Genomic DNA, 11742 nt, shown 5'->3' with positions numbered 1-11742 from the left:
AAGCCAAACCCCAAGCCCAGCATAGGGGAGGCGTCAGCATAATGGAATAACTAGCGGTGAGGGTTTTTAAGCGGCTTAATTTATTCAGTGAAGTGTACATTAGTAGTGAGGATGAGAGGCTTCTGAGGGAGGGTGGTTACTTGGCTAAGGCGCTGGAGACCATTATTAAGGTTGGTGAAGCCGTTAAGGCTGATAGGTTGCTTGACGTTGATACAGTGCACGTTAGTGGCGTTAGTTACTTAACCATTGGGGATGCTGGCCTAGAGTTCCTAAGGGATATTTCAAGCGGTGGCGCTAGGTTTAGGGTATTCACTACGGTTAACCCTGCTGGAGTTGAGTACGGTAACCTGAACCTACCGGTTAATGAGGCATTCATTAGGAGGCAGATGGAGATTATTGATTACCTAAGGAGAATGGGGGCTAGCCTATGGCTAACCTGCACCCCATATGAGTTCATTAAGCCTCAGCCCGGTTCAATACATGCGTGGGGTGAGTCAAATGCCATAGCTTACATTAATTCGGTTAACGACGCCTACACTGAGAAGCTTCCTGGGCCATTCACAATAATGGCTGCCATAGCTGGTAAGGTGCCTAGGTTTGGGCTTTATGTTGAGGAGAATAGGGTTCCTAAGGTTATTGTGAAGGTTAATGCTAAGCTTAACCCAGTTAAAGCTGGATTGCTTGGTAGGGTTACTGCAGGTAAGTTGAGGGGTGAGGTGCCGTTTATTGATTATGATGGTTGGGATAAGCAGTTGCTTAAATCATTCCTAGCCAGTTACGCAACCTACTCCCCAATCCCATTAACAGTGATTAAGGGTGTTAACCCCAATTGGCGTAGGTACTTAAGCATGATTGATAAGCCTGACTTAATAACCATTGATGATGCTGAATTAAGGTATGAGCAGTACAGTGAATACGATGCATTATTTATAGGGTGCCCCCACGCCAACCTGGATGAAGTAGCGAGTATTATTAAGGTTCTTGAGAAGCATGGCTATAGGAGGCTTAAGAGGCCACTCATAGTGTCAACTTCAAGGTTCATTAAGAGTACGCTAAGCCCTGAATTAATTAATAGGCTTAAGGAGGCTAACGTATACTTGATAACCGATACATGCCCCATGGTGTCGCCCATTCTTCAGGGATTAGGCGTTAGGAGCGTGGCAACATCATCATCTAAGGCAATATTCTACCTACCTAGGTTAATGAACGTTAATGCAATACCATGCAGTATTGAGGATTGCATAGAACATGAGTTAAATGAACACTGATGCCTAATTTTACATATAAGTCTTTTAAAAGGGCAAGGAGTACAGGGTCGTGGTACTACTTAGGTATAGGTGCCCTTACTGCAGGAGTAGGTTGGTAATGCTTAGTAGGGGTGATGCAATAATGATTGGGTGCAGTAGGTGTGGTATATATGTGATTGTTAATGCGGAGGAGGCTATTAATGAGGTTAAGGTTAATAATGCCGGTAAGCCCATGGAGGAGATTTTAGCCAGGAAGCTGTATAAGAAGTATTTAATGTACTCAGTTAAGGCTATGGCTAGGAGGGAGAACGCTAAAAGTATTAATAATTCCCTAAAGGATAGGTGGCAGTGATGGAAATTAACGCCAGCGAGGATTATGCTAAGAAAATAAGGATGTTCCTACTTGAGCTTTCCAATAAGCTGGGCGTTAGCCTAAATTGGGTCATTGACATATACTATTGGCTTTCAGATAACATTAAGTCGAGGGAATTTCAACTGGAGCATGAGGCCAATAAGCCAACAAGGGCTGAGATAATAAGGGTTTTCGATAATGGTAATGAGGTAATAGGTGTTAGGTTAAGGTTCTCCTCAGATAGTAGGAGGAATGAATACTACTACACCACTGTGAGTAAGTATGTTGCTAAATGCACTTGTGAACGCAATATGATTAATGGTAAGGTGTGTAAGCATATTGTGGCTGGGTTAATATTAATGAACGTGATTAACGTTTTAAAATACGGAAGGGTAATTGATTTAAGTAATTATGAGTGGCTTAATGAGGGGGGTAAAGGAGGCGTACGAGAAGATAGCTGAGGTTTATAAGGAATCAAGGAGGAGCCCATGGGTCACTGTATTCAGTAAGTTACCGGCTAGGCAATATGAGGTTATCCTTGATGCCGGCTGCGGAAACAGCTCCAATACGCGTTATGCGGTCTCGGTAATTCAGCATAGGGCCTACGTGGCCTGTGACATAGCCTACAATATGGTTAAGAACCTTCACGATGAGTTAGGCGATGATGCAGATTACATTAATTGTGATGCCAGGCTATTACCCATTAGGTCATCGTCAGTGGACCTATACATAACCATAGCCATGCTCCACCACTTAAGTAAGGGTGATAGGGAATTGGCGTATAATGAGGTTAAGAGGGTATTGAGGATTAGTGGATTATTCTTAGCGACAGTGTGGGGCTGCGGTGGCGTTAATTGTGATAGGGTTATTAAGTGGTCATGGGGCCTTAAGGAACCTGTTAATAGGTACTACCACTTATTCACTAGGGGTGAGTTAGATTATGAGGTATCCGTTAAGTTAAGGGTTATGTTAACTGATGAAGTACGCATTGGGCGTAGGGTTAATTACCTGGTCTTAGCTGTTAAGGAGCCTCAATAATTTCCTTAAATTGATACCACCGAGTAAACTGCATTACTTAAGTTAATGTGCCTTACTAATTCATAGTTATGAACCTCAGCAATAATGTACTTATCCTTAGCTAAATCAGCCAGTAAACTCATTAGGACGCCCCATGTTTCATTATTCATACAGTAGTCTAAGTTATCCACCAGGAGTATGTCACCCCTATTCATGAGTATTACCTGTGTTGAAACAGCTAAAATAGTCCTGAGGTGGCATGGTAACTGAACCCCAATCCTATAATTACCCTTACTATCCCTGAAGCCTAAGGCTAAGTTACCATTAAATAACCCAACCCTAAGGGACCTATAGCCAAGTTTAGCCATTGCCTTTCTAAGTAACCCAACATCATTATCAAACTTAGGATTCATAGTAATTTCAGCTAATGCCCTAATAACCCCCTCCCCATTCCTACTAATATTCTCAATGTGGCTTAAGGACTGTTCCTTACTATCATACTCAAAGTAGGGGCCTAGGATGTGGACCCTATGATTCATTAACTCACCCCTAATTAACCCCATTAACACTCTTGACGACTCTAAGGCATTCTCATTACCGCTTAACAATACTGAAGCCTCCCCCTCAGGTATCTTTAATGCATCTTCACCAATGAGGCTCCATGCGTCGGCAACGGAGGCTTCAATTGGGTGAGTCATCATTGATTTTGAGTCATTAGCTTCAAGGACCAGTAAGGCCTTATCACTGGTTTTAATAATCTGCCTAAGTGAATTACCATTATGCTCAACCACGTACTCCAAGTGCACTTCAGAATCCTTTAACTCAAGCCCAGTAACCTTACTGGTTAACTCATCATTAATTTTAACCCTCACCATTACGCTAACTTTACCAATCCAATTAATCCTAGACTTAGCGTTAACGCCCATGTTGGAGAATGTATTCCAAAGAATGTTAATTAACCTAGACTTACCTGAGCCAGGAGCCCCAGTGATTAAGGTTACTGGCATTAGGTTGATTGTAGCTGAGACACCGCCCTCCTCTTCAACACTCAGGCTAACTATCATTGATTAAAAGGATCTATGAGCCTTTAAATACATTAAATCAAGGTGATGCATAATTAACTTAGCCTACTTCCCATAAGGCTTACGTTAAAATACTTTAAACTCATGCGAGTTAGTAGGTTTAAATGAGTTCGGCAATAAATAAGATTGCACTGCTTAATGGGATGAGGGCACTTGGCTTCTCACTAATTTGGCCCTATATTGGTTTAATACTATATAAGTTGGGCTTACCATTCTGGTTAATTGGCATTTACTATAGTGCTCAAATGCTAGTTAACATAATTTCACAAGTGATTGGTGGCGTTTTAACGGATATTATGGGTAGGGTTAAGCTAATGCTCATTGGAAATGTTGGGGCAGGCCTAATCCTCCTATTAACCTACCTCCTAATTAAAATCAATACCATAATAGTAATGGTATTGCTACTGGCTCAAACATTATTCAACAGTATGTTTGCCGTGGCTAGCTCAACTATAGTGGGTGATGTTGAGAGTGGGTTAGGTAACTTAATTAGGGCTTACTCACGGATTAGGGTTGGGGCTAATGCTGGTTGGGCCCTTGGCCCATTAATAAGCGGTTACGTAATGTATTACTTGGGTTATGGCTATGTGTTTCTAATAACTGCATTAATTGCATTAGCCTCAACACCATTAATACTAATGTTAAGGGGCTTAGAGAGGAGAGTGGTATCGTTTAGGTTAATTAAGGTTAATGCACCATTCGCCCTATTCCTAATACCAACAATACTCCTCTTCTCAACAATGGGTTTACTCGGCTTCGCATTAACCACATACTATAACGTTGTGAAGCATATTGAAATATCGGCCATAGGGTTAATATACGCTCTTAATGGCTTCATGGTTGTTGCACTACAGGATAGGGTTGGTGCCTTCCTCTCAAGGAGGGATATTAGGTATTGGTTGGTTTACGGCTCATTAATATATTACATATCCTACAGCTTAGTATTCATAATAAGTAACATTTATGAGGCATTACTGGACATAGCCCTAGTAACCACTGGGGAAATCATTGTCTCACCCATTGTTCAGGCATTGGCCATGAATATGGCTGAGGGTGATAAGAGGGGCCAATACATGGGTGTTTTCGGCTTAGCATCAAACATCGGTAGGACCATGGGTTCAGTAATGTCCAGTGAAGCCATGCAGTACATGATTAATAAGCCCCTCATACTGTGGCAATTCCTATCATCCCCAGCCCTGGCGGCCTCACTAATTTACTTAGGCTTATTTAGGGTTAACCGTAGGTTGATTAACGTAGCTAAGCAGCTTCACTAGGTTTTCATAATATTAATTAAGGTTCAGTGGCTTAAGCCATGGTGTTGCCATACTTAAGAAGCATATCCTTCATCTTTAATGCGTCCTGCTCCAGTAACGGTGATTCACATATTAATGTGACTTCCAAATCCTCCTTAGCTAGTTCCTGGGCTAATGGCTCGAAGGGTGGATTATTGGTGTCTATTGGTTCATGCTCATCAACCCACTCCCCATTCCTATATTTAACTGCCGTAAAGTGGGTGTGCATTGGTTGGTTACCGAAGTATTCCCTCCACATGTTTAATATAGCCCTATAATCTATACTCCCACCATTCCTAGCATACACGTGGCCCCAATCGACCACGGCTATAACCTGTGGGTGATTAAGCTCCTTAACAAGCCTAAAAGTCTCCTCAAGGCTGCCGAACTGGCTCCTCCTAGCCATGACCTCTAGGCCAAGCTTCACATTCTTAACCCCATTCTCCCTCATCCAGTCAACAATCCTCAATACATTATCCTTAACTGCACTATAGCATCCCTCAGGCCCCAATTTACCGTAGTAGGCTGGGTGGAAGACAACCACAGTAGCCCCCATGGCTTCCCCCCTCTCTAGGGATTCCATTAACCTCTTAATGCTCGCCTCAACTGTATCACTCTTATCGCTGCATAGGTTTATGAAGTATGGTGCATGAACTGATAACCTAACCCCAATTTCCCTAGCCAGCTTCCCAGCTTTCTCAGCATCGGAGGGGCTCATCCTAACACCCCTAACGAACTCAATCTCCATGGCGTTTAACCCAATATCCTTAACATACTTAATACCATCCAACGTACTCCTCTTACCCTTTAAACCAATCGGTATCCCAGCTGGTCCAACATAAACTTTAGCCATTTAAGTGAAGGTAAACTTACACTATTTAATTATTTTGCCTGCCCTAAGTTTTAGGCTGATTTTTAACCACCTGTAGGGAATATCTGGCGGGAATCAACCTAAAACGCCTGTAAAGCCCGCCCAATACCCCTTGGAATTAATTTAGAATTGGGCTCTGCCCCTTAAAGAGGGGGTAGTTCATTCTTGTGGTGCTTTAAAATCATTAATAGGCCATTAAGTAAGCCAGTGGGGCCTCTTACTCATGAAGGCTAATGCTATATCCCTTAACTCCACTGGTAGCTCATTAACCTGGGCTGCATCATTAATTAGTATTACTTGGCCCTTAAGTAGGGAATCCTTAACAACACCACCCCTAACAGCCTTAAGCCCCTTAACTACAGCCTCCTTAATACTCCTAATTCCCCTAGGCCTAATCACAAACCACCTACCATCCCTTATGAATGGGCCCACCACATTACTGGCATTAATGTACTTCTCAATAAATGCCTCAGCCTCATCAGTCCAAACAAGTGGGCCCATGTGGACCTCATATTCAGGTAATTCAGGCTCCTCAACAGTAAGCATTACTACAATGTAATTATCTTGAGGCGTGTAGAGGCCTATGTCAATTGGCTTAAAGCCGCTGCTACTTACAGTATTCCATATTGTTGATGCAATCCTCCTTAATTGGCCCCAGACAATATCCTCTACATAATCCTTAGGGTACTCCCCGTAAATGATTAATGTTGGTATGTTCCTTACCTGCAATGCCGATAATGGCTTAGTGTTATTAGTGAAGAAGGTCATGCTTGGCTTCCTGAGGAAGCGCCTTGATGCCGCTATGAAGGTTGCCATTGAGTCCAAGGAGACTGCTGCTGCAGCATTCCTACCTGGGTCCACTGGATCAATAACCACTAATGGTGCATTGAAGTTAACTTTACTTGGAACCTCAAGGGTTATCTTAACCTTAAATGGGATCCACCTTGAAGCCGCCTTAATGGTATTCACGAAGCCCCCATAGGCTAATGTAATTAATTCCGTTAAGTAGCCGCTGAAGCCTTGAACCTTAATCTCAGCGCCGTAGACGTTAATCCTCTTCATCATTAATTTAAGTAACCTAACATCCCCCTCAAGGCCGCTTAACCTACCCCTTAAGTAAAGCGTATGGAGGGGGGTCCTATCAGCTGCTGTTATCGGTTTTTCACCGGGCCTCATTTTAATGCATGGGACCACATCAATGTTAAAGCCATTGTATGTTAACGTTAAGTAGGGGTGTTGGGCATAATTCATGACCCAGCTTATACCTATTTCTGAAATAGCTGCAGCTAGATCCCTTACTAATTCCCCGGACTTAACAAGGTTAATGTACTTGTCGTTACGTGGGAAAACTAGGAAAACATCAATATCCCTATCCCCAGGCAGCCAGGTACCGTGGGCAATGGAACCCTGTAGAGTAACCTCAGCCTCAAGGCCTAATTCACGTAACTTCCGCTCAAGTATGTGCATTATTTCTAAGGCAATACTGTTAATAGCCTTAACTTCATCTTGACTTGGGGTAACAATCCTAAGGGCTTCCTTAATAACATCCTCAATATTAGGCACATTAATTCACCAATAATTACTTTTAATCCCTTACTCAACTGTAGAGGTGCTTAGCCCCTTACCTTATTATTAAAGACTCCTTGCTCATTAATTGCCTTATCAGCCTCCTCAAGATCCTTAAGGGTATCTATCGACTTCCAGTAAACATCACTGTACGTAATACCTATGAGCTTCTTATCCTTAGCTAACTTAGGGAATGTGTGAACCTCAATATCACCCTTCTCCGGCAAGTAATCCCGTATGGATGTTCTCAACGCGTACACGCCTGCATTAATTAAGTAAGGTAACTGGGGCTTCTCTTGGAAGTTTAATATGAAGCCATTCTCATCAACCTGAACTATACCGTATGGGCTCTTGAGTGGCGTCAATGCAATAACCCCAATAACACCTCTCTGCAAGGATTCCATGAGTTTACTTATTCTTAAATTAGTTATTACATCCCCATTAACAACAATGAAACTATCATCATTAATATACTTCAACGCACTCCTAACAGCACCCCCAGTCCCCAATGGTTCCCTTTCAACACTGTAGTAGACCCTAACGCCGAATTGAGCACCATCTCCAATGTAATCAAATATTTTACCACCCAGGTAACCGACTGCTAATACAATATCAGTAACCCCCTGCTCCCTTAACCAATCTATTTGCCAAGCCAGTATTGGCCTACCGGCAACCTCAACAAGGGGCTTAGGCCTATCGTCAGTAAGTGGCCTAAGCCTCTTCCCAAACCCGCCTGCAAGTATTATAGCAAACATTGCCATTAAATTTACTGCATTGATAAGGGTTATTAACGATTACCACATGGTTAAGTATTAGGGCTGTGGTTTATTTAACATGAGGCCATTATATTATTCTGAAGCTTAATTAACCCACTTAATTATTCTTAATCATTGAACTCTAACCCTATGTATCTTAATCATACACTTCTCGCAGGTCAATATCTCCTCAATTACAGGTTTCTCGTATATTAATGACTTATGTGAATGCCTATACTTGATGAGCATTTGGGATCCACACTGTGGGCATGGTCCATCAGGCTCATTAATGCTTGACACTTTGGATGAGAATGTTGTTAGGGCTAGATTAAGGGTCTCCTCAAGTCTCTCCCCAAGCCTATAAATGTCGACTGCATAGACCTTAACGTTAAGGTACATTCCATTCCAAACCCTAACAGTATCAATGAGTTTACTAACTTCATCAGCTAGGTAAAAGGCCCTATATGAGACAACTATAACGCCATCAACCTTATTTAACCCCATCCTCTCAACAAACTTAACTGGATCATCTATGAGTAAGTAATCTTCATTGGGTAGCCAAATAAGCATATTTAATGAACCTGACTTAGCGATGTAAGCCTCATCATTAAGCTTACTTAAGGTAAACCCCCTCTCCCCCATTATTTTACTTAAATCCTCAATAACCTCCTCCTTTTCCACGGGCTTAAACGCTACTTTAATCAGTTTAAAAGCTTATATTTATGCTTAATACCGTAGTGATACAGCATTAAGTAAGTTACCTAACCTCAATCCTAGTGCACCTTCCAGGTTCCCCTCCAGTGAGGATTAGGCTTAAGGATTCCTGATCCATTATTGAGCATAAGTATGTTCGAACACCCATGCTGGCTAATTCAATGGCATGCTTAAGCTTACTCATCAACCCCCCAGTGGCATCAACTCCACCAACACTATATGATACTTGAGTACTTGGTTTAAATACCCTAATTAACTCACCCATCCTAGGCCCCTTACTGTAAACCCCCTCAACATCCATTAAGAATAGTGCGTACTTAGGCTTAAGCCACTTAGCCAACTCAACCATTATCTCATCGCCACTCAGTATACTGAAGCCTAATTTATAATCATGAATTACATCACCGTAAAACACTGGTATAATCCCCATCTCCACTAACCTCCTAACCAAGTCCACTACATCACTACTTAACCTAAGTCCACTCAGCATTCTCACGAATACTGCCCCAGTCCTTATGGTGTATGTGGGTAACTTCAGTTTAAGAAATATTGATGTTATCCTCTCGTTGAGTAGGCTTAACGCCAGTGACGTTAATGATACGCCAATTAATTGCCCATCATCCCTAATACCCCTATCTAACCCATAAGCCTTAGCCACAGGGTGGGCGAAGGAACCACCCCCATGTATCAGTACAGGAGTAATACCATGCTGCTTAATTAATAGTGCTAGATTCCTTACCGGTTCTTCATAAAACGATAATGGCCTAGACTTATCACTGAACGCTGATCCCCCCAGCTTAATCAATATCATCACATTCACGCCTATTATATGCTTTTAAGTAGTAACCCACAATTAAATTAGGCTCTACATATGGTTATGGAGCTGGGAGAATGAAATAAGGTTTAAAGTTTAATCATGAGGGTGGTGAGCCATGGCTAAGCCACTCTTCATAATAATGAATAACCCCGCGGACTTAGCGGACCCCATAAAGGCTGCGCATGCGCTAACTGGTTTCTTACCACAGACGTGGATACATTAAAGATATTCAGGTAATATAGTGTTCTTCTATCAGTTTGTGCTTCAGCATGATTTATAAGTTTTACTGGCTGTAGGCATTATGTAATCTATTGTTAGGTAATGTTGAATTGAATGAAACATCGTAAATGATTCACAAAACTCATTAAATGAAGCAGAGAATTCAAGAATTAAATATAGGTAAATTCACCGAGTTAGGTATTAAGATGAGGTGAGTAACTTATATCGAGGGAAGTTTTCTCCTTATTCTTCATAGTCATAAACCTCTAATTACTCTACTTAGCATCCTGGACATTTCATCATATTTCTTAAGTATCTCAACACTTAATGATGGTTGAACTCTCTGGAAGGCTATTTGGAAGTGCCTCATGGTTACTGCAACGTCTGATGGCGTCTTTGTTGATGTTATGGCTTCCCTTAGGGCCATCATTGACGCCTCCCTAACTATGGCTGCTATATCGGCTCCAGTGTATAGGGATGCGTATAATTTAAACTCCCTGAGGGATTCAAGCCCACTGTCAACTTGCCCTTGGGTTGCTGCCTCGAATACGTCGGCCAGCGCCTTAACCACATCAGCCATTGCCCTCAACCCCTTACTACCCTTAAATTCACCATTACTTAACATGGACTTCACGTTATTTAACGCCTCAATTAACTTAGCCTTATCATCCTGCTTAATGCCGCTATTCTCAAGCTCCGTTAAGGCGGATTCAACGGCATCAGTTATCTTAGCCTTAAACTCATTAGCCTTAATGTTAAGCTGTGTTAACGCCTTCTCAATGGAGTTAACTCTAATGGAGTCCGCCAGTTCCTGCACATTAACTTCACTGGAGAGTTTAATATGCCTGGTATGCACCTTAAATATCTCAAGTATAGCTTCCTTGTCTGGTGGTGGTACGTATATTATTCTGTCGAATCTCCCTGGCCTTAGTAATGCTGGGTCAAGTATATCAGGCCTATTGGTGGCTGCTATAACCACTACATTACGTAATGGCGCTATTCCATCCATTTCAGCAAGTATCTGGTTAACTATCCTATCAGTGGCACCACTATCTATCCTGTAGCCTCTTGCTGGTGCTATTGCGTCTATTTCGTCGAAGAATACTACGCATGGTGCTGCCATTCTCGCCTTCTTGAATATTTCCCTAATAGCCTTCTCACTCTCACCAAACCACTTACTCAGTATTTCAGGCCCACGTACAGCTATGAAGTTTGCACCACTCTCATTAGCAACAGCCTTAGCCAACAAAGTCTTACCAGTACCAGGAGGACCAAACAACAAAATACCCTTAGGTGGTTCAACACCTAATTCATCGAAGTAAACCCTATACTTAATAGGCCACTCAACGGTTTCCCTAAGCTCCTGCTTAACATTAGCATAGCCCCCAATGTCATCCCAATGAACCTCAGGAACCTCAACAATAACCTCCCTTAACACTGTAGGTTGAATATACTTCATGGCATCCATGAAGTCCTGCATAGTAACCTTAATCATATTCAACATGTCGGTGGGTATTGGCCTATCTAAATCTATGGCCTTACCATTCTGGTTAAGGAACTTCCTAAGCCTAGTCATGGCAGCCTCCTTAACTAATGCGGCTATGTCGGCTCCAGTGTAGCCGTGGGTCATATCAGCTATCTTCTCCAAGTCAACCTCATCCCCGCGTTTACATGGGCAATTATCATCCTTACAGTTGGACACATCATCAGGCGTACATAATGGCACACCCCTGGTGTGTATGGATAATATGTCTAACCTAGCCCTCTTATCAGGCATACCTATGTTTATCTCCCTGTCGAATCTTCCTGG

General features: G+C 42.3%; 12 protein-coding genes. 5 read left to right on the top strand and 7 right to left on the bottom strand.

Annotated features, from left to right (window positions below):
- The first annotated feature begins 92 nt into the window (after positions 1-92).
- The 4 genes from BP896_RS00170 to BP896_RS00155 are packed head-to-tail and all read left to right on the top strand — an operon-like array spanning position 93 to position 2637.
- On the top strand, positions 93-1268 hold the full coding sequence (locus BP896_RS00170) for an aconitase X catalytic domain-containing protein (protein ID WP_291764464.1): 1176 nt from the start codon (positions 93-95) through the stop codon (positions 1266-1268).
- 49 nt (positions 1269-1317) lie between these two features.
- Entirely contained in the window at positions 1318-1599 is a 282-nt protein-coding gene (locus tag BP896_RS00165) for a hypothetical protein (RefSeq protein WP_291764462.1), read from the top strand.
- Complete coding sequence (locus BP896_RS00160; protein WP_291764460.1) at positions 1596-2060, top strand: SWIM zinc finger family protein; 465 nt, start codon at positions 1596-1598, stop codon at positions 2058-2060. The genes BP896_RS00165 and BP896_RS00160 overlap by 4 nt, the downstream gene beginning before the upstream one ends.
- Complete coding sequence (locus BP896_RS00155) at positions 2023-2637, top strand: class I SAM-dependent methyltransferase (RefSeq protein WP_291764458.1); 615 nt, start codon at positions 2023-2025, stop codon at positions 2635-2637. The genes BP896_RS00160 and BP896_RS00155 overlap by 38 nt, the downstream gene beginning before the upstream one ends.
- 5 nt (positions 2638-2642) lie before the next feature.
- On the opposite strand, the gene BP896_RS00150 is transcribed toward BP896_RS00155, so the two are convergent.
- The gene (locus BP896_RS00150; RefSeq protein ID WP_291764456.1) at positions 2643-3680 is read right to left on the bottom strand and encodes a hypothetical protein; all 1038 of its coding nucleotides are present in this window, start codon (positions 3678-3680) and stop codon (positions 2643-2645) included.
- A gap of 122 nt (positions 3681-3802) precedes the next feature.
- Between BP896_RS00150 and BP896_RS00145 the strand changes: the two genes are divergently transcribed.
- Entirely contained in the window at positions 3803-4972 is a 1170-nt protein-coding gene (locus BP896_RS00145) for an MFS transporter (protein WP_291764454.1), read from the top strand.
- 31 nt (positions 4973-5003) lie between these two features.
- Here BP896_RS00145 and BP896_RS00140 read toward each other — a convergent pair whose 3' ends face one another.
- From BP896_RS00140 to BP896_RS00115, 6 genes are all read right to left on the bottom strand, one after another.
- Positions 5004-5843, bottom strand: coding sequence for a TIM barrel protein (locus BP896_RS00140; protein ID WP_291764452.1), 840 nt, complete (start codon positions 5841-5843; stop codon positions 5004-5006).
- Positions 5844-6056: 213 nt separating this feature from the next.
- Positions 6057-7424 carry a CCA tRNA nucleotidyltransferase gene (gene cca, locus BP896_RS00135; protein ID WP_291764450.1) on the bottom strand — a complete coding sequence of 456 codons (1368 nt, stop codon included), beginning with the start codon at positions 7422-7424 and terminating at the stop codon, positions 6057-6059.
- 50 nt (positions 7425-7474) lie between these two features.
- The gene (locus BP896_RS00130) at positions 7475-8182 is read right to left on the bottom strand and encodes a nucleotidyltransferase family protein (RefSeq protein WP_291764496.1); all 708 of its coding nucleotides are present in this window, start codon (positions 8180-8182) and stop codon (positions 7475-7477) included.
- A 132-nt stretch (positions 8183-8314) separates the two neighbouring features.
- Positions 8315-8863, bottom strand: a complete 549-nt coding sequence (locus BP896_RS00125; RefSeq protein WP_291764448.1) for a hypothetical protein — start codon at positions 8861-8863, stop codon at positions 8315-8317.
- 76 nt (positions 8864-8939) lie between these two features.
- Complete coding sequence (locus BP896_RS00120) at positions 8940-9707, bottom strand: isopentenyl phosphate kinase (protein ID WP_291764446.1); 768 nt, start codon at positions 9705-9707, stop codon at positions 8940-8942.
- Positions 9708-10188: 481 nt separating this feature from the next.
- Positions 10189-11742 (bottom strand): AAA family ATPase (locus tag BP896_RS00115; RefSeq protein ID WP_291764444.1); only part of this gene is annotated, 1554 nt, incomplete at its 5' end.

The sequence above is a fragment of the Caldivirga sp. UBA161 genome (assembly GCF_002506515.1).
In the GTDB taxonomy this organism is placed as follows: Archaea; Thermoproteota; Thermoprotei; order Thermoproteales; family Thermocladiaceae; genus Caldivirga.
Note: the sequence above shows the minus strand (reverse complement) of the source record. Positions and strands in the feature narration are given on the sequence as shown.

Excerpts from the sequence above, each read along its gene's own strand:
- BP896_RS00155 (WP_291764458.1), top strand. The coding sequence starts at position 2,023 with ATGAGGGGGGTAAAGGAGGCGTACGAGAAGATAGCTGAGGTTTATAAG.
- BP896_RS00150 (WP_291764456.1), bottom strand. The coding sequence starts at position 3,680 with ATGATAGTTAGCCTGAGTGTTGAAGAGGAGGGCGGTGTCTCAGCTACA.
- BP896_RS00145 (WP_291764454.1), top strand. The coding sequence starts at position 3,803 with ATGAGTTCGGCAATAAATAAGATTGCACTGCTTAATGGGATGAGGGCA.
- BP896_RS00140 (WP_291764452.1), bottom strand. The coding sequence starts at position 5,843 with ATGGCTAAAGTTTATGTTGGACCAGCTGGGATACCGATTGGTTTAAAG.
- BP896_RS00130 (WP_291764496.1), bottom strand. The coding sequence starts at position 8,182 with ATGTTTGCTATAATACTTGCAGGCGGGTTTGGGAAGAGGCTTAGGCCA.
- BP896_RS00120 (WP_291764446.1), bottom strand. The coding sequence starts at position 9,707 with ATGATATTGATTAAGCTGGGGGGATCAGCGTTCAGTGATAAGTCTAGG.